General features: G+C 40.8%; 21 protein-coding genes. All 21 read right to left on the bottom strand.

Going from position 1 to position 19,169, the window contains the following annotated elements; genetic code table 11:
• Nucleotides 1–58: 58 nt before the first annotated feature.
• Nucleotides 59–1,615, bottom strand: a complete 1,557-nt coding sequence (gene trpE, locus PTI45_RS12505) for an anthranilate synthase component I (protein WP_069327921.1) — start codon at nucleotides 1,613–1,615, stop codon at nucleotides 59–61.
• Nucleotides 1,616–2,238: 623 nt separating this feature from the next.
• Complete coding sequence (aroH, locus tag PTI45_RS12500) at nucleotides 2,239–2,610, bottom strand: chorismate mutase (RefSeq protein WP_069327920.1); 372 nt, start codon at nucleotides 2,608–2,610, stop codon at nucleotides 2,239–2,241.
• A 3-nt stretch (nucleotides 2,611–2,613) separates the two neighbouring features.
• Nucleotides 2,614–3,708, bottom strand: coding sequence for a 3-dehydroquinate synthase (gene aroB / locus PTI45_RS12495; protein WP_069327987.1), 1,095 nt, complete (start codon nucleotides 3,706–3,708; stop codon nucleotides 2,614–2,616).
• 8 nt (nucleotides 3,709–3,716) lie between these two features.
• Nucleotides 3,717–4,886, bottom strand: coding sequence for a chorismate synthase (aroC, locus tag PTI45_RS12490; protein ID WP_069327919.1), 1,170 nt, complete (start codon nucleotides 4,884–4,886; stop codon nucleotides 3,717–3,719).
• Nucleotides 4,887–5,199: 313 nt separating this feature from the next.
• A complete protein-coding gene (locus PTI45_RS12485) occupies nucleotides 5,200–6,003 on the bottom strand; it encodes a CheR family methyltransferase (RefSeq protein WP_069327918.1) in 804 nt (267 codons plus the stop codon).
• Nucleotides 6,004–6,054: 51 nt separating this feature from the next.
• Complete coding sequence (gene ndk, locus PTI45_RS12480; protein WP_069327917.1) at nucleotides 6,055–6,498, bottom strand: nucleoside-diphosphate kinase; 444 nt, start codon at nucleotides 6,496–6,498, stop codon at nucleotides 6,055–6,057.
• Between the two features lie 354 nt (nucleotides 6,499–6,852).
• Entirely contained in the window at nucleotides 6,853–7,827 is a 975-nt protein-coding gene (locus PTI45_RS12475) for a polyprenyl synthetase family protein (RefSeq protein ID WP_069327916.1), read from the bottom strand.
• Entirely contained in the window at nucleotides 7,824–8,693 is an 870-nt protein-coding gene (locus PTI45_RS12470) for a menaquinone biosynthesis protein (RefSeq protein WP_069327915.1), read from the bottom strand. The genes PTI45_RS12475 and PTI45_RS12470 overlap by 4 nt, the downstream gene beginning before the upstream one ends.
• Nucleotides 8,674–9,306 carry a UbiX family flavin prenyltransferase gene (locus PTI45_RS12465; protein WP_371748179.1) on the bottom strand — a complete coding sequence of 211 codons (633 nt, stop codon included), beginning with the start codon at nucleotides 9,304–9,306 and terminating at the stop codon, nucleotides 8,674–8,676. Before PTI45_RS12465 ends, PTI45_RS12470 begins: the two co-directional genes overlap by 20 nt.
• Complete coding sequence (locus tag PTI45_RS12460; RefSeq protein WP_069327914.1) at nucleotides 9,297–10,172, bottom strand: UbiA-like polyprenyltransferase; 876 nt, start codon at nucleotides 10,170–10,172, stop codon at nucleotides 9,297–9,299. Before PTI45_RS12460 ends, PTI45_RS12465 begins: the two co-directional genes overlap by 10 nt.
• Nucleotide 10,173: 1 nt before the next feature.
• Nucleotides 10,174–10,896, bottom strand: a complete 723-nt coding sequence (locus PTI45_RS12455; RefSeq protein WP_069327913.1) for a demethylmenaquinone methyltransferase — start codon at nucleotides 10,894–10,896, stop codon at nucleotides 10,174–10,176.
• A gap of 61 nt (nucleotides 10,897–10,957) precedes the next feature.
• Complete coding sequence (locus PTI45_RS12450; protein WP_069327912.1) at nucleotides 10,958–11,818, bottom strand: heptaprenyl diphosphate synthase component 1; 861 nt, start codon at nucleotides 11,816–11,818, stop codon at nucleotides 10,958–10,960.
• 247 nt (nucleotides 11,819–12,065) lie between these two features.
• Nucleotides 12,066–12,302 carry a trp RNA-binding attenuation protein MtrB gene (gene mtrB, locus PTI45_RS12445; RefSeq protein WP_069327911.1) on the bottom strand — a complete coding sequence of 79 codons (237 nt, stop codon included), beginning with the start codon at nucleotides 12,300–12,302 and terminating at the stop codon, nucleotides 12,066–12,068.
• A gap of 98 nt (nucleotides 12,303–12,400) precedes the next feature.
• The gene (locus PTI45_RS12440) at nucleotides 12,401–12,673 is read right to left on the bottom strand and encodes an HU family DNA-binding protein (RefSeq protein ID WP_069327910.1); all 273 of its coding nucleotides are present in this window, start codon (nucleotides 12,671–12,673) and stop codon (nucleotides 12,401–12,403) included.
• Nucleotides 12,674–12,861: 188 nt separating this feature from the next.
• Nucleotides 12,862–13,236, bottom strand: coding sequence for a 2Fe-2S iron-sulfur cluster-binding protein (locus tag PTI45_RS12435; protein WP_069327909.1), 375 nt, complete (start codon nucleotides 13,234–13,236; stop codon nucleotides 12,862–12,864).
• Between the two features lie 12 nt (nucleotides 13,237–13,248).
• Complete coding sequence (locus PTI45_RS12430; RefSeq protein WP_069327908.1) at nucleotides 13,249–13,869, bottom strand: hypothetical protein; 621 nt, start codon at nucleotides 13,867–13,869, stop codon at nucleotides 13,249–13,251.
• Nucleotides 13,870–13,943: 74 nt separating this feature from the next.
• On the bottom strand, nucleotides 13,944–14,987 hold the full coding sequence (locus PTI45_RS12425; protein ID WP_069327907.1) for an NAD(P)H-dependent glycerol-3-phosphate dehydrogenase: 1,044 nt from the start codon (nucleotides 14,985–14,987) through the stop codon (nucleotides 13,944–13,946).
• Nucleotides 14,980–15,615: a glycerol-3-phosphate 1-O-acyltransferase PlsY gene (gene plsY, locus PTI45_RS12420; RefSeq protein ID WP_069327906.1), complete on the bottom strand. Its 636-nt coding sequence runs from the start codon at nucleotides 15,613–15,615 to the stop codon at nucleotides 14,980–14,982. Before plsY ends, PTI45_RS12425 begins: the two co-directional genes overlap by 8 nt.
• A gap of 12 nt (nucleotides 15,616–15,627) precedes the next feature.
• A complete protein-coding gene (gene der / locus PTI45_RS12415) occupies nucleotides 15,628–16,953 on the bottom strand; it encodes a ribosome biogenesis GTPase Der (RefSeq protein WP_069327905.1) in 1,326 nt (441 codons plus the stop codon).
• A 328-nt stretch (nucleotides 16,954–17,281) separates the two neighbouring features.
• Nucleotides 17,282–18,517 carry a 30S ribosomal protein S1 gene (gene rpsA, locus PTI45_RS12410; RefSeq protein ID WP_069327904.1) on the bottom strand — a complete coding sequence of 412 codons (1,236 nt, stop codon included), beginning with the start codon at nucleotides 18,515–18,517 and terminating at the stop codon, nucleotides 17,282–17,284.
• A 73-nt stretch (nucleotides 18,518–18,590) separates the two neighbouring features.
• Complete coding sequence (locus PTI45_RS12405; RefSeq protein WP_069327903.1) at nucleotides 18,591–19,169, bottom strand: lysophospholipid acyltransferase family protein; 579 nt, start codon at nucleotides 19,167–19,169, stop codon at nucleotides 18,591–18,593.

Here is a 19,169-nt window from a genome sequence, read left to right as displayed (position 1 = left end):
ACTCTTTTATCTTTCTATATTTATGGATGTAATACTTAATAACTTGATGTAATGCTATTTAACGATCATATCCGTACATATAATCTTGATTAATTTCAGAATCATGATCTTGTGGTTTAGGTAAAAACATCGCTTCCGCTACACGAATCGACTTCAGCATTCCTTTTGCTTTATTTACCGTCTCTTCATATTCTTTTTCTGGAACCGAGTCCCATACAATACCTGCTCCGGCTTGCACATAAGCTTTACCATTTTTGAAAATAATCGTCCGAATCGTGATACAAGCATCCATATTGCCAGAGAATCCAAGATATCCGATAGCACCTGCATACGCACCACGTGCTTCATTTTCGATCTCAGCGATAATCTCCATCGCTCTTAACTTAGGTGCACCTGATACGGTTCCTGCGGGTAGACAAGATAAGAAAGCATCGAAAAAGTCTTTATCTTTATGCAGTGTACCTGATACTCCAGACACAATATGCATTACATGCGAATAACGTTCAATTTCCATAAACGTATCTGTTTTGACACTTCCGAATTCAGAGACACGTCCTAGATCATTACGTCCTAGATCGACAAGCATAAGGTGCTCTGCACGTTCTTTTTCATCTTGAAGCAATTCTTCAGCCAAAGCTTGATCTTCCGCTTCTGTTTTACCGCGAGGACGTGTGCCTGCTATCGGTCGAGTCTCTAAGCGATCACCCGCTACTTTGACAAGCGCTTCTGGTGATGTCCCGACGATAATCTCATCATCCATTTTCAAATAATACATATAAGGCGACGGGTTCATCGTACGTAACACCCGATACACTTCAAGTGGTGAAACCTCAGTCTCGATATGAAAACGTTGTGACAACACCACTTGAAAAATGTCACCGGCACGAATATATTCTTTGGCACGATGCACACCATCTATATATTCTTCTTTGGTCATATTGGATTGAATTTCGCCCATTTCTACATCTTCCGATACCGGGCTACGTCCCATCGTGCTTATAGAAGGTTGTGTTTTCAACAAATCTTCTGTTGCTTCTAGCTTACGACTAGCTTTGATATACGCTTCACGAATCTGTTGTTCTGTTGCGTTATCCGGTACATGTACATTACCAACTAGCAAAATATGTTGCTTCACATGATCAAAGACGACAATCTGATCACAGAACATAAACTGAATATCGTCCATCTGCATATCATCTATTCGATGAGCAGGTAATTTTTCATAATATTGCTGTAGATCGTAACCGAAGAAACCAATAGCTCCACCTGTAAATGGAGGTAAGCCTTCTACTTTGGGACTGCGATAACGCTGTAATAATGTTTTGAGTTGTTCAATCGGCTTACCTGCTAATTCAGCTTCTTGACCATTGATTTCAAGCTTGATTCTACCCTTTTTCCCAGAGATCAATAAAAATGGATCACTACCAATAAATGAATATCGCGCCCATTTGCTACCGCCCTCTACGCTTTCCAACAGAAATGCACGCTTATGATCAGCATAACGTTGAAAAATCCGAATCGGTGTCTCCATATCTCCTAGCAAACGTTTGACAATAGGAATCAAATTATATTCTTTCGATGTTGCAATCACTTGTTCGATATTAGGTTGAATCATAGAAGTCGCTCCTCAGATTTGTATTTTGGGTACTAAAAAAGCCTTCACGCGTGTTGACGCATGAAGGCTACAATAGACGTACAAAATGTACAAATGTCAGAATCGACTACCTCAGATTCTGGCAGACCCGAAGTATTACACTACAAATAGTATAAAGAAAGTAGCAATCGTATAACATATCTATGTATACGGCTGACTTATAATCTGTTAGCGATCAAGTTAGCATCTATGAATCTCTTATTGTTTATTTAGCATAACAGCGATACACTCTTGTACCTCTCGTTATCTATAAATAATGAATACAATAATAATCCAATCGATGATGACTATCTCACCATACAGTTCTTTCTATGATTCTATTTCTAGCTATACTCCGTTATACTGCTTGAAACGTCTTCGCTGTTGTCTTCCTGCTGGCACACGATCCGAATTGAATAACATACAGTGTCTTCACACCTATGGATCAATCCGCTCTGCCCGCCGACAAGGCTTACGTTTCATTCTCATCTATACTCTTCTCTACCTCTAACTTGCATCTCAGCTCATTACACGGCTCTTACTATTTATCTTAACGACTACTATACAGCAAAAGAAACGTCTAACGCAACCCTTACATCTTATCCCTATTCTGAAAGTGCCAAATCAGGACGTAATCGCTTGGCTTCGTTTAAATACACATGTCTGATTTCTTGTTGTGATTTCGTCGTATTCACTTGAATCATTAACCGGATACATTGAGGTAAGCTGTTCTGTACCGCTGCTTCTACCGCACACATTAAAGGAACCATATTCCAACCTTCCATCTCACGAATAGCAAGTGCTGGAAAAATAGCATCCAGATCAGGGGTCATCGTAATCCAGATACAGCTGATATCTTCAGGTTCAAATTGATTACGGTCTACAATCTCCTTCAGCAATACTACGGTTTCATCCAATATTTCCTTTTTTTCGTTATTGATCACTGTAGTAGCCCCACGAATTCCTCGATTGTACATCGTTTACACCTCTTCCTTTAATTGCTCAACAACCCGGCGTACCAGATCATAATCTACGTTGTGATTGATTTCCACAACACCGATTGATTTGGGAACCACAAATGTCATTGATCCTTCTTGGAATTTCTTATCATGCATCATTGCTTCCATAATCTGATCGACATCTAGACGCTGAGGCAATACTGTAGGTAACCCAAGAGCTGTCAACATATGACGGGTGGTATCAACAAGACCCGGTTCTCCACCTAATTGTTCACCGATAAGCGCAGAACCAACCATACCGATTGAGATCGCTTCACCGTGAATAATCTCGCCATACCCTGCTACAGCTTCGATGGCATGCCCTATCGTATGTCCCAAATTAAGAATAGCTCGCAAGTCGTTCTCACGCTCATCACGAGAAACCACGATCGCTTTGATAGAACAGCCTTTTTCCAGACCATAACCCATCGCTGTCATATCGACTGATTTCAGTTCGTCAGCGTGTTCCAGACACCAGTAAGCAAATTCTTTATCCCAGATTAAACCATGCTTCACCATCTCTGCAAGTCCGGCATAAACTTCACGTTTGGGTAATGTTTGAAGTGTTGTCAGATCATATAATACGAACTCCGGCTGATGAAAAACACCAATCATATTTTTCGCTAGACGATGATTAATCGCTACTTTACCACCCACACTACTATCATGGGCAAGTACACTGGTAGGCATTTGGATAAAACGAATCCCGCGCATATATGAACCAGCTACAAACCCAGCTAGATCGCCTACTACGCCGCCACCGAGTGCAATTACAGTCGATTTCCGATCCAGACCGCCTTGAATGGCTTTGGTCATCACTTCTTCAAATACAGACATCGATTTGGATTGTTCACCTGCACCTACAATCGCTGTCACAACTGTAAATCCAGAAGCAGTCAAAGACTGCTCCACGATAGCAAAATAAGGATCAGCCACATGTTCATCGGTAACGATCAGTATCGGGCTTTGCTTGGAAATGCGATGATTGTCTAAATACGTTCCTGCCTGTTGTAACAAATCTTCTCCAATATAAATCGGATAAGAGCGTTCGCCAAGTTGGACATCAACGGTTCTCACCGCAGACATTAGTATTGCTCCACTTGAGCTAAATAATTTTTAAGATTATTACGAATCTCATCCATCGAATCGCCACCAAATTTCTCAAGGAAAGCCTTGGCTACTTCCCAAGCAACAACACTTTCAAGCACAACACTAGCGGCAGGTACAGCACAAGCATCTGAACGCTCGACTTGAGCTGTAAATGCTTCTTTGGTATCGATATCTACACTTTGTAGCGGTTTGTACAAAGTAGGAATAGGTTTCATGACACCACGAACCACGATAGGCATACCATTTGTCATTCCGCCTTCAAATCCGCCTAAACGATTGCTTGCACGGTGATATCCACGCTCTTCATTATATAAAATCTCATCATGCACTTGTGAACCACGAAGTTCACCTGCTTCAAAGCCTATGCCAATCTCTACGCCTTTAAAAGCATTGATCGACATTACAGCTTGAGCGATACGTGCATCGAGCTTGCGATCATATTGAACAAAACTTCCCAAACCTACAGGCACGCCCTCGATAATACATTCAACGACGCCACCGATCGAGTCGCCTTCTTTTTTGATTTGCTCAATATAAGCTTCCATTTTTTGCTCGGTTTCTTTATCCACTACACGTACAGAAGACTCTTCTGTCTGAGCAACCAGCTCATCCAGTGGAAGATTGTGAGGTGGAGCTACAATTTCACCGATACGAATGACTTGTCCAGCTACTTTGATTCCGAATGCTTCAAGGAACTGACGTGCTACTGCTCCACAAGCTACACGAATAGCAGTTTCACGCGCACTGGAGCGCTCTAATACGTTACGCAAATCTTTATGATTATATTTAAGACCGCCATTCAGATCCGCATGACCTGGACGTGGACGGTGTACACGACGTTTTTCTTCATCTGTACCTTCCATCGGCTCAATATTCATAATCTTTGTCCAGTGTTTCCAATCATTGTTCGCTACAACTAGAGCTACAGGCGCTCCTGTTGTGTATCCATGACGTACACCGCCTACGATATCAGCTGTATCTTTTTCAATTTGCATCCGGCGACCTCGTCCATACCCTTTCTGACGACGTGCTAGTTGGAAATTCAATGCTTCAAAATCCAGCTCAAGCTGGCTTGGTAATCCTTCAATAATCGCAGTCAATTGGGGACCATGTGTCTCCCCTGCTGTTAAATAACGTAAACTCATTGTTGCGTTCCCCCTTTAAACTGTTAAACTGTGCATTGCTAAAATCCGTAATTATCTTTGCTTATTATAGTACAGCATCTAGCGGTTTGACAAGAAAGCGCAAAACATTGATTTAAAGTGTTCTTTCTCCCTGTGTATCATAAAAAACACGCTACCTTTTCGTCATCGACGATACAAGCAGCGTGTTTTTATTTAAAGTTATTGTATCGTTTTTCTGCATGTAGAACATAACAGATCACTCTATACATAGATAAGTATCGCGTAGTACTAGCCTCAATCATGTGCACTTTTTCTATTGCAGTCTAGGCAATAATTAGCCTTTTTTGTAATAGAAGAATGTTTCTGATGTCTCAAACCCATATTGTGCCGGAGAGAAAATCTGCTCCGTACTGCCTACAAATAATACTCCACCAGGACGCAGACTGTTAGCAAATTTATGATACAGCATGTTTTTAGCTTCTTCTGTAAAATAAATCATAACATTACGACATACGATTAGATCGTATCCTGTTTCAAACGTATCGGTCAGTAGATTACCTTTACGGAAATTAACCGCTTTTTTCAGCGAGTCACTAATATGGAACATATGACCATCTGCTGTAAAATGACGTTTGGCTACATCAGCAGGAACATCTTTAAGCGAACGTTCTAGATACATTCCTTTTTTAGCTTTTTCCAATGCGCCATCATCAATATCCGTAGCATGTAAAGTTGTACTGGACAACAGATTTTTGTCAGCAAGGATCATAGACAATGTATATGGCTCTTCACCTGTAGAACATGCTGCGCTCCATACTTTCAAGTTTTTACCGTTGTTTTTTTGCAATTGCGGTAAAATGGAATCACGCAATACTTCCCAACGGTTCGGGTTACGCCAAAATTCAGATACGTTGATCGTCATACGATCCAAAAATTCATAAAATAACGTTTTATCTTTTAACATCGCATCGAAAAAAGCGCTAAATGTAGAAAAACCATTTTTGGTACGTAATGTGGTCAGACGACGCTTCATTTGAGCTTCTTTGTATTGAGACAAATCGATTCCAGTATTATCTTTTACTTTTTTTATAAAACCTACATAATCCGAATCTGAATGAATAGTATCATTAATAAGCATGGGATCACTTCCTTGATCATCATTATAAGTGCAGTCCATGCGAGGGTATGTTTAGATCCATGCTGAAATATTTTTGTCGTAAACGCTTAGTTCGTTCTCGTCAAAAAAATTAGCAATCTCCCGTTCAGCACTTTCAACTGAATCGGAACCGTGAATCAGATTGAGTGGAGTATGATTAGCAAAGTCACCACGAATCGTTCCAGGTTGTGCTTCAGTTACTTTGGTTTTGCCGATAACCATGCGAGAGATTGTGATGATATCATCACCTTCCCAGACCATAGCGAATACCGGACCTGAAGTAATAAAGCTAATCAAATTATCATAGAATGCTTTGCCTTCGTGCTCAGCATAATGACGTTTTGCCTGTTCCTCTGTTGCGGTTACGAATTTGCCACCTACCAGCTTAAAGCCTTTGTCCTCCAAACGACTGACAATGCGTCCTATTAACCCCCGCTGCACACCATCAGGTTTAATCATCAAAAATGTGCGTTCCATTGGTTCACTCTCCCATTATCTACAATGTGATCTGCATTGGACACGATTGGTAATTATGCCCACCTGTGTATTCTAACAGAAACCATTGTTTACAGAAAGGAAGCGTTTCATAGCAATTTTCGACATTTTCTGATTGTACTCAAACCTGAGTAGCATACATTACTGGACATATCGAATATTTGAACAAAATATAGCTTTGAACCGCTATTCAATATGCTTTGTAATGTATATATCGACCGTATGATCCCACTCTATTAGTGATTAAGAAATATTTTACGTATCCAAAAGACTTTTATTTTACACAATCTTCTATATTGTGCCATAAAACATTAAATTGTCGAACATTGTTGTAGATTAATGTGAACGATTAGCGACAAATTTAGCAATCTCTTGCAAATGCTTTTGGGTTCTACCCGCTGGCAATTGACTCAGTGCATGCATTGCTTTTTGAATATAACGATCAGCTAATAATTCAGCTTCTTGAATACCCTGACTTTCACGTACCATACGTACTGCTGTCGTTACATCTGTCTCGCCGTTAGCGTTATGAATTCTTGTAATTTCAGCAAGTAGCGGTTCTCTACGTGATTCATCTTGAAGAGCATACAAAACAGGGATCGTAATATTGCCTTGACGCAAATCACTACCCGGTGGTTTACCTAATTGCTTCTCGGTACCACACAGATCAAGTACATCATCACGAATCTGAAAAGCCATACCTACGTTGTAGCCATAACGATACAACTCGCGAGTGATTTCTTTGGGTGCATTCGCTGCAATTCCACCTAATTGGCAACTGATCGCAATCAATAGCGCTGTTTTACGACGAATACGCAGTAAGTAGCGACGAATACTTTGCCCTGTATTGAAAAAGTCTCTAATCTGTTCCATCTCACCAATCGACATCTGTACCATCGCTTTAGATAATACCTGATGAATTTGAGGATTTTCCAGACGAGCAACAATCATCAATGCTTTGGCATAAATATAATCGCCTGTATACATCGCTATCCGGTTATCCCATTTGGATTTGACAGTGGGCTGACCACGACGTGTATCTGCATCATCAATCACATCATCATGTACCAGTGAAGCCATATGAATCAATTCCAAAGCTACAGCGACATTACTAAGACGATCTAGATCATACGTACCGTACTTGCCTCCAAGTAACACAAAAGCGGGACGAAGTCGTTTGCCTCCCGCTTTGAGCAGATGCAGTGATGTCTCATTCAATAAAGGATGTTCACTGTCTATACTATGACTAAGCTGTCTTTCTATCACATTCATATCTTTTTTTAGTGTCCCGAAAATATCCAGTAGTTTCATTCGTTCACCCGTATCAGTGTATTGTCAGTCCATAATTCCATGTGTACTTCATGATCTAATAATTCGAGTTCATACGCATATTTAAAATACAATGCTAGACCTTGTTGCTCTTTTTCTCCAAAATCATACCATAATTGCTGAAAATAATGTTTCCAATACGCATGATCGCCGCCCATTTTTTGCTGAGCTTCTTGAATCACTGGATTCAGATCAGCGATAGAACGTTGTTTACTTTTCACTAATTGTTGCGCTGTTTCGGTTACAAACTCAGGATATGTAGCTGCAAATTTCTTGTTAACAGCCCATACAGCAAAAGTCATACTGAGTCCTGTCCATGACTTCCACTCTTGCCCTAAATCGGTCACAATATAACCTGTTTCTTTTTGTGCCGCTGCAATAGCATGATCGCCAATCAATAATGCTGCATCTGCTTGTTCCATCATTTCATCCAAGCTTGGATCCATCGAAATATATTCTGGTGTCAATTGATAACGTTTATGCAGAATAATTTTGAGTAGATTGATCGAAGTAGCTGATGTATTGGTCAGTGCGATCGTTCCATTTCCCAGTTCCGCAATAGGCTTTCTGGAAAACAGAAGAATCGATCCGACTGCATTTTTAGCACTCACTGATAGATCGGGCAATAACCAGAAATCAGATGAACGCGTACCATAAGCAAATGAAGACACAGGGGTAAGATACAATGTTTCTTCTAACAAACCACGATTCAAGTTAGCAGGAAGATCGCTATGAATCTCTGCGGGCAAGGATAGAGCCGACGAATCAAAATGATGATACACCGGCCAATCGTTTGTATATTCTATTTTACCAATTTTGAAAGGCTGTTCAAAACTTTTCACGACCATTCCCCCATCGTTCAAATAATTGATGTTCGATGTCCAGAATATCGAGCACCTTGCCAACCATGAAGTCGACCGTATCATCCAACGTTTTCGGACGATAATAAAAAGCAGGCATAGCCGGAACAATACTCACGCCCATACGTGCTAGTTTTAACATATTTTCTAAATGTATCGCTTGAAGCGGAGTCTCTCTTGGTACTATAACCAGTTTACGCTCCTCTTTAAGCACCACATCTGCTGCTCGTGTCATTAAGTTAGCAGACATTCCCCCTGCAATATTCGCCAGAGTGCCCATCGAACAAGGAACAATGATCATTGCTTTGACCCGAAATGATCCACTCGCTATCGTAGCTCCGATGTCTGCAAAGGAATGATAGACTAATTGTGCTGACCATGTACTGAAATACTGCTCTAGCATTTCTTCCCGGCTTGACGCTTCCCAGTCCATCTCTTCTTTAAGTACGCGCCAACCCGCATTCGAGATCACTAGATGAACAGTATAACCGAGGGATAATAATACCTCGGTTAGTCGAATGCCATATATCGAACCACTAGCACCTGTAATTCCTACAATATAGCGTTGATTCGCTGTATGTTCTGTAGAATTTACCACCACTGTTTCACCACCAGATCGATCAATGTAAATACAAATACGATCAGACTCAGCGTACTATTTAATGTAAAGAATGAAGTCTGCAAACGACTTAAATCTTTAGGTGTCAAAATATAATGTTGATAGAACAAGATAGCAAGTGCAATCACAGCGCCGGCGAAATACCACCAACCCAATCCTGCCATAATACCAATCGCAATCAGACCGACTGCTGTAATCACATGGAATCCCTGTGCGATTTTGAGTGCTCTAGCAATACCAAAACGACTTGGAATCGAATATAACCCTTCTTCACGGTCAAATTCTTCATCTGCACAAGCATAAATCACATCAAAACCAGCTGTCCAAAATGTAACTGCAATATAAAACACAATCGCTGTCCAGCTAAAATGACCGGTTACTGCAATCCATCCACCTAATGGAGCTAGACCCAGCGTCATACCCAGTATCACATGACAAAGCCATGTAAAACGTTTGGTGTAGGAATAGATCACCAGCATGAAGATAGCAATCGGTAATAATTTCAAAGCTAACGGATCTAACTGTGTCACTGCCCAGAAAAAGATCACTAATGAAATCAGTGTAAATAATACCACTTCACTTGAACGCAACAGACCTGCTGGAATCGCACGCATCATTGTACGTGGATTTTTGCCATCAAATACCTGATCTATGAGACGGTTAAGACTCATCGCAGCTGTACGTGCTCCGATCATCGCTAACAAAATCCATCCAATCTGTGACCATAAAGGCAAATGACCATTAATCACATAGGATCCTAAGATTGCTCCCATAAAAGCAAAAGGCAACGCAAATAGCGTATGCTCTATTTTAATCATTTCTAAAAATACTTTAAATTTCTTAAACATTCTACTTCTCCTTGATCCCAATATGAAGTGCCGCAATACCACCTGTTAAGGGGTACGCCTGAACATTATCTAGCCCAACATCTCGGAAAATTTGCGCCAGTTCTGCACGTCCCGGGAACAGCTTGAGTGAATCAGGCAGCCATTTGTATTGCTCGTAATGTTTGGCTACAAGTTTGCCCATAAGTGGCAATAAGTTTTGGAAATAGAAATAATACAGCCCTTTAAATGGTTGCCATGTGGGTTTGGATAATTCTAAACAAACTACCATACCTCCAGGTTTCACAACACGCTGCATTTCTTTTAACACTTGAACCAGATCTGGTACATTACGTAATCCGAACCCTATTGTTACATAATCAAAAGAATTATCTTCGTATGGAAGATCCATTGCATTCCCTTGAGTCAACGTAATATTATCTTTCCAACCATCACGGTTGATTTTGTGCTGACCAACTTGCAACATATTTGGACTGAAATCTAACCCTTTGATTTGACCCGTACCGCTAGCTTCAGCAATACTTAGTGTCCAATCACATGTTCCGCAACACACATCCAGCGCCGAAGTCCCTGGTTGCACGTTCATCTTTTTCATTGTAAATTTGCGCCATGCTTTGTGGCGACGGAAACTGAGCAAATCATTCATCATATCGTATTTTGGAGCAATAGACTCAAAAACAGATTGTACAAATTGCTCTTTAGGTTTGACAGCTTCTGGTTTACTCACGATACAATCACCTCATTTTAAAGTAACTACTTTGGGAATATTATGATTTTAACTAAAAGACTTAGCGATTTTTAGTCGATGCTATATCCTGATAAGCCTCTGTCAGCTGTACAATTTCAGTCTGCAATTCAGCATAACCGGCTTGCGCTAGACGTTGCTTAATATCTGTCAACACAGCATTTAATTCTGAACGAAGATGTTCATTGATCTGATACGTCTGATCCCATTTATTCCAATGGTCTGTAGTGACGGCATCACTCATCAGATTCTCTTTATTTTGCTCTTGTACATGTGCAAGCACTTTATACAGAGCATAGCTACCAAAAGGCCCTTGTTCTCCATGTGCACGTGTCAATTCATTAGCTAGTATCTCTGCACGACTAAAATCAACCAATAATGCTTGCCATAATTCAGCTACTTCTGTAGGAATATACGGTGTAAACAAAATAAACAGCTCCATTTTAAGCTGTGTCAGCGACTCTACATATTGCTCTGCTGTAAATTGTTCACTTTGAACATTGTGATACAGATTCATCTTGAGACGATTCGTTTCACAAATGGCTGCACTTAGTAATGAGATCATTTCAATCTCGCCTGCTTTGGACAACAATTCGTAAAAACGACTACTGAAAAAGTCACCTGCTAACACATTTAACTGTCTAGCACGCATTGCTTCTTCTTCTTGATGAACAGCCAGTGTATCGATCATATCATGGGTATCCATTGCCATCTGTACAATACCTGCTACAAGGGGGAATAATTCTCCACGATGTGAGACAGTATCATCCTGATCTTTCATATTCAAAAAGGCATGAAGTAAATGTACACGAGTGTCTGGAAACTCGGGAACTCCTGTATGCTTTTGAATCATATCGTATTCTGTGTATTTTCGGGATGTTTCCAACAAACGGTATGGTTTCATCTCAGCCTCCGACGCCTTTATAGTGCAAGTCTTTATTTTCACAAACATAGTATAGCCTAAAAGATATCTTTTCAGCCATTTCAGTTCATTATACCATATGTTTTTTTGACAAGACAGGGCTAGTGAAGATTTGTAAGTTCATTCATGGCATAGAAAAATACTGGTTTCCTCAACCTTAATCAACTATTAAACATGAGGAAGCCAGTATTTAAGTACATTACGTATTCAAGATTAGATGCCATATTGATTATACTTCTGTATCCATAGAGCCATGTTTAGTCATGACTTCCGCTTTACCACGCACTTTAATCGCTGATGTATTCTCTGTAAATTGCACAACCATAATTTCGCCTTTGTCCAATTTCTCTGTATGATGAAAACGAGTATCACGTCCACGAGTCAAGCCAATTACCTGTACTCCGTTATCTTTCGCTTTGATCACAATATAGTCACTATTGGTATAATTATTGTCTGGTGATTCCATAAATGTTATCCCCTTTTCGTATTCAACGTAGATCAGATATGGAAAAGACCGTGAACATGATCGTCACGGTCTTTCCTGCACATGGAATATGTAATAACTTATTTAATTCCATCTTTCAATGCTTTACCAGGTTTAAAAGCCGGGATTTTGCTAGCTGCGATATCGATCTCTTCACCTGTTTGTGGATTACGTCCTTTACGTGCAGAACGCTCACGAACTTCGAAGTTACCAAATCCAACTAATTGTACTTTATCACCACTTTGTAGTGCACCAGCGATAGCTTCAAAAACAGCATCAACTGCTTTAGTTACGTCTTTTTTCGGCAAATCAGTTGTTTCTGATACTTGCGCGATCAATTCGGATTTGTTCATATGTTTCACCTCCTAAAGTATTTGTATCGATTGCTCCACTTGCTGCTAGGTTTTTCGTTTGCACGAAATATACGTAAACACCGCGGAATTTTCGAAAATATCACCAACTGCCTATAGAGCGCAGAAGGCGGAACAAACCTATAGTAATATACTCACCCTTTAATTTCAAGCATTTTACGCTTTTTTATCTACCAATCACTCAGATCTTCGTTTTGTTGCTCCATTTGTTTGCGAATCGCGGCTTTAAGCCGATCTTCTGGAACTTCTACCGTCAAATCACCGATCACTTTGGCTTGACATGACAATCGTACACCCTGACCGATCAAAACTCCTAATTTGCGTGTTTCGGCAGGTTCTGCTGTTGAAATACATGATTGATTCTCCTCATCATACGGATGAGCAATATTCACTTTGCACATCAAACAAGCGGCTTTGCCATCGCAACGCACAGCAATATGAACGCCTGCTTTACGTGCGGCTGTAAGTACTGTGGTTCCTGAACTGACCTGTATCGACTTACCAGATGGCAAAAAGGTGACTTGAGCTTTGTCTGTTCTGGACATTATTTTCTCCTTTTAACCGTTTATTCCAGCTAATCTACGTATACGCTGCATAAATTGAGGGTGAAATCCATTATGTTGAATGATCTGTTCAATCAGTGTTGCATGATCCTGTGATTGCTCACGAATACGCTCACTAATAGGTTCGTAACGATCCGGTCGATCACGTAATAGGTTAAAAATCAATTCATGGGCTAAAGGCATCAAATGAATACTACCACCTGATTCTAGCGTATATACAGGAGCAGCAGGATAAAGCACAGGCTCTACATGCACACGATAATAGGATTCTCTGGCTCGAACTTCAAATCCACCTACCAATTCGATTGTATAAGTACCTAACTGATAATGGCTTAATGTTGAGCGATAGGTTCTTGTCTCGTCAAGTATCGGTTCATCCAAAATAGAGAACTCACTCGACAACTGTTTGTGAAGCGTATCTATCCGAATCTCATCGGTATATAAATCAATATCGCGTGGAGCTTTGTCTAATTTCACACCATGTAGTAAAAGACCACAGCTTCCACCAAGCAACCATGGAGATTGCTCCTCCAAAGGTTGAAGCAGACGAACAAGCTGCTCCAGAGACGGTATCAGCTCTTTTTTCTGCTGTACCTGCTGCTGCGTTTCCACCATGATTTCCTACTCCTTCCTGTGCAAAAAGAACGAAAGGATGATATCTACCCCGTCGTTCCTGCCTATTTCTTTTTTTAGGAATGCCATTGTTGCCATGTTTCTAGCTTCATGACTTCCATTTCATTTTTGGGATTACGTCCCATTAACGTTTCTACTGCTGTACGAGGATCACTCTGCTCAAATAACACATGATACAATTGCTCAGCTATCGGCATTTGTACATTGTATTTTAAAGAGATATCCCGTGCTGCTTCCGTCGTACGTATACCTTCAACAACCATATTCATCGAAGCCATCACTTCATCGAGTGATTTGCCTTGACCTAACATATAGCCTGCTCTCCAGTTACGACTATGTTGGCTACTAGCTGTGACCATCAAGTCACCAATCCCGGCAAGTCCTGAAAAGGTTAATGGATTCGCACCCATTTCACTACCCACACGTACCATTTCAGCAAGTCCACGAGTCAACAAAGCGGCTTTGGCATTATCACCAAATCCAAGACCGTCGACCATTCCTGCGCCTAGCGCAATAATGTTTTTAAGTGCACCTGCAAGCTCTACACCAACTAGATCTAGATTGGTATAGACACGGAAATAATCTTCATTCATAAATAAAGACTGTGCCGCCGCTGCTGCTTTGGCATTGTGAGAAGCAACCACTACCGTAGTCGGTAGACGTTTCACCACTTCTTCGGCATGACTAGGGCCAGATAGAACAACCACATCTGACTCTAAACAGCCTAGTTCTTCGCTGATGACAGTAGACATGCGTTTCAGTGTCTTAGTTTCAAACCCTTTGGTCGCATGAATACAGAGCATATCAGGATGGTAATAAGGCTTAAGATCACTACATACTTGACGCATTGCTTTGGAAGGGGCAACAATCACAACTGCTTTTGTTCCATCCATTGCAGCAGCAAGATCAGAAGTTGCTGTAATTTGAGTGGACAGAACTGCATCTGGTAAATACTTTGTATTGGTGTGCTGTTGATTCATCTCGGCAACTTGCTCTTCACTACGCGCCCATACGGTTACTTGTAGACCATTGTCTGCAAGCACAGAAGCAAGCGCAGTTCCCCAACTACCAGCTACTAGAACGGTCACTTTTTCAGACAACTTTGTTTCCTCCCTTGTCTGCTTTGGATCCGATTTTGTTTTCAGTGCCTTTGAATATTTTGACAATATTCGTCTGATGGCGCCATACTGCAAGCAACCAGATAATTACACTGACTGTAACAATCGGTGCAGAATATCCTTGAATCAGTAATACAATAGGCGTTAACGTAACAAAAATTAACGAACCTAATGATACATAACGAGTGATCACAATCGATGCAATAGCGAATACGCCTGCAATCAATGTCGGAACAATACATAACGTGGCGAGAACACCAATCGTTGTTGCAATTCCTTTACCTCCGCGAAAACGGAAATAGATCGGCCAGTTATGCCCCAAAATAGCTGCAATTCCGCATAAAGCAGGAACCCAGTACATCGTATGTCCGGATAGCCCGATACTGAACCAAACGCCAAGCCAAATAGCTACCACACCTTTGAGCGCATCTAACAAAAGTACAAATATAGCAGGTCCTTTGCCTAGTACGCGCAATGTATTGGTTGCTCCGGCGTTGCCGCTTCCGTGATCACGGATATCGATTCCTTTCAGCCATTTAGCAATAAGTACGCTAAAGCTGATCGAACCAATCAGATAACTAATAATAATAGCCACGACTGATAAAATCACATGCTTCTCTCCTTAATTATCTGATGCTGATTTTCGGCGTGTAAATATTCGAATCGGTGTACCAATAAAGTCGAACGCCGCACGAATTTTATTTTCCAAATAACGCTCATACGAAAAGTGCATCATTTCCGGTTCATTCACAAAGACAATTACTGTTGGTGGCTTAACTGCAACCTGAGTTACATAGTTAATACGCATCCGTTTCCCTTTATCTGTCGGTGGAGGATTGATAGCAATCGCATCAGAGACTACATCATTTAATAAATGAGTTGGAATACGTAGTGCGTGTTGCTCAGCTACTTGTTGCACAACCGGTAATAATTTGTGAACACGTTGCTTCGTCAATGCAGACAAGAATACAACAGGAGCATAACTCATAAATAAGAAATGATCACGGATATTGGATTCAAATTGACGCATGGTTTTGTCATCTTTTTCTACAACATCCCATTTGTTTACTACGAAAATAGCTGCTTTTCCTGCTTCATGTGCATAACCTGCTACGTGTTTATCCTGGTCAATAATACCTTCTTCACCATTGATAACCGTTAACACTACATCTGCACGTTCAATCGCTTTCATCGCACGCATGACACTATATTTTTCTGTATTCTCATATACTTTACCACGTTTACGCATACCTGCTGTATCAATTAATACATAACGTTGTCCGTCACGCTCAAAAGGAGTATCAATCGCATCACGTGTTGTACCTGCTACACTACTTACAATAACGCGTTCTTCACCCAAAATCGCATTGACCAACGAAGATTTACCTACGTTAGGACGACCGATTAGAGCTACACGAATTACATCATCGCCATACTCATCATCAACAGTTTCAGGCAATTCTTTCACTACAGCATCTAGCAAATCACCCATACCGCTACCGTGACTTCCTGAGATTCCGATTGGCTCGCCAAATCCTAAATTATAAAATTCATAAATATCATTCATACGACCCATGTTATCTACTTTGTTAATAGCAACAATAATCGGTTTACCTGAACGATAGAGTATTCCAGCTACTTCTTCATCGGATTGAGTCAATCCGCTTTTGACATCACACATAAATACGATAACATCTGCTTCTTCGATCGCAAGTTCAGCTTGCATCCGAATCGACTTCAGCATCATATCTTCCCCATCTAATTCGATACCTCCGGTATCAATCACACTGAATGCTTTACCATTCCATTCAGATGTTCCATAGATACGGTCACGCGTAATACCAGGCTTATCTTCAACAATAGCTAGCCGATCACCGATCATGCGGTTAAATACTGTGGATTTCCCCACATTCGGGCGGCCCACGATTGCAACTACAGGTCTTGCCATACGATCCATTCCTCCTGTTCATTCTTTCCGCTTTTCATCATAGCAAAAAACATTGCACTTGGCTAACATTATGATGAACTTTACGACTGTTTCATTTATTCCTTTAAAACCAATAATCGACGAATCCATTGCGGATTCGCCGATTGATTGAGTGACTTTTACTAGAAAGGCGGTCGCTTGACTATCAATGGACCGTCCATAAAAAGCCCGTACTATGATTTAAATAATGAAGTGAGAAAATCACTCGCTATCGTTTTGAAGTTCAAAACAGTGCAATCATTATTAAAACGTTAATGTTTGCTTAAGCGAGGAAATCACTCGCTCATGATCACTTAAATTTGCTTAGTTTGTCACCAAAACGTTCGCCAAGAGTGATGCTTAATCCTTGGTTGCTTAGAGATACGTTAGGGTTGTTCAATTCTTCTTGTTTAGGAGCTCTGTCGCCACGGTTGTTGCTGCGTTCTGGTTTAGCAGATTGTGCAGGAGCTTCTTCTGTTTCTTTGATACTCAAGCTAACACGTTTTTCTTCTGTGTTAACATCAAGTACTTTAACAGAAACCGTTTGTCCTTCTTCAAGAACTTCTTGTGGAGTACCGATGTGTTTGTGAGAGATTTGAGAAATATGAACCAAACCTTCTACTCCTGGAGCGATCTCAACGAAAGCACCAAAGTTCACAAGACGTTTAACTTCACCAGTTACGATATCACCGATGTTGAATTTGTCAGAAGCTGAATCCCAAGGTCCTGGTTGAGCAGCTTTGATACTCAAGCTGATTTTACCTTTTTCAGGGTCAACACGAAGTACTTTTACTTTTACTTCGTCGCCTTCAGACAATACATCAGATGGTTTGTCTACGTGATTCCAAGCGATCTCGGATACGTGAACCAAACCGTCTACGCCGCCAACGTCTACAAAAGCACCGAATTGAGTCAAGCGTTGTACAGTACCTGTCAATTCTTGTCCTTCTTTAAGACTTTCCATCACTGTGTGTTTGTTAGCTTCGTATTCAGCTTCCAATACATCTTTTTGTGAAAGAATGACTTTGTTGTTTTCGCGATCCAATTCTTTTACTTTAACGCGCAATGTGCGTCCTTTGTAATCGCTGAAATCTTCTACGAAATGACGTTCTACCATAGAAGCCGGGATAAAACCGCGTACGCCAACATCAGCAACTACGCCACCTTTAACCACGTCTGATACAGTCACTTCAAATATTTCGCCTGATTCAAAGTTCTTTTCAAGAACCTCCCAAGCATTTTCGCTGTCAATCGCACGTTTGGAAAGAACCAATTTCTCTTTCTCATCGTCGATACTTACAACTTTACATTCTACTTCTTGTCCTACTTCAACAGCTGCAGAAGCATTGTCTACTTGTAGTGAAGAAAGTTCACGGATCGGAATGATACCGTCATATTTATATCCGATGCTTACATAAGCTTGGTTATCTTCAATTTTGACGATCGTTCCTGTGACAGTGTCACCTTTGTTCAGTGAGACGAACTGATCAAGCGCCTCCTGGTTTGTAACTTCGGTAGTTTCTTGGTTATTATTTTCTTCCGACATGTCAATGCCCTCCTCAATTCAAACCCCATTTATTTAAACCCGCAAAATGCAGGGTTCAAAACTTCATTAAACATTATTGATTTTCTTGAATTAATTGGCGTATCGCTAGCATAATCTTGTCTGTTGCTTCATCTACAGTACCTATTGCCCCTTTACCCCGATAATTATCGAGATTAATAGGTGGACCATAGACGACTTTCGTTTTGCCGAACAGCTTGTATTGACCTACAATAGCGACAGGTACTACTGCTGCATCGGTTCGTAGTGCAAAGCTTGCAGCGCCATTTTTGGCAGCAGCATCTCCTGCATTACGACTACCTTCAGGAAAAATCCCCAATACACCGCCTTCACGTAAAATCAAAAGGGATGTTTTGATCGATTCTTTGCTTACACCGCCACGTTTGACAGGATAAGCACCGAGCTGTCTAATCAATGGACCCAGAACAGGAACTTTGAATAACTCTTCCTTTGCCATAAAGCGAACTTTACGGTTTAGCAGAATGCCTACAGTAGGCGGATCCAAATTACTAATATGATTAGAACAAAGTAATACTCCACCTTGCTCGGGAACGTGCTCTTTACCTACAGCTTTAAGTCTAAATAGAAAAACATACAAGATGCGTAAAATGGTGCTACAGATGGTATATACCAT

The sequence above is a fragment of the Paenibacillus nuruki genome (assembly GCF_001721045.1).
Classification (GTDB): domain Bacteria; phylum Bacillota; class Bacilli; order Paenibacillales; family Paenibacillaceae; genus Saccharibacillus; species Saccharibacillus nuruki.
The sequence above is the reverse complement of the archived record's forward strand: the minus strand, read 5'-3'. Positions and strand labels throughout refer to the sequence as shown.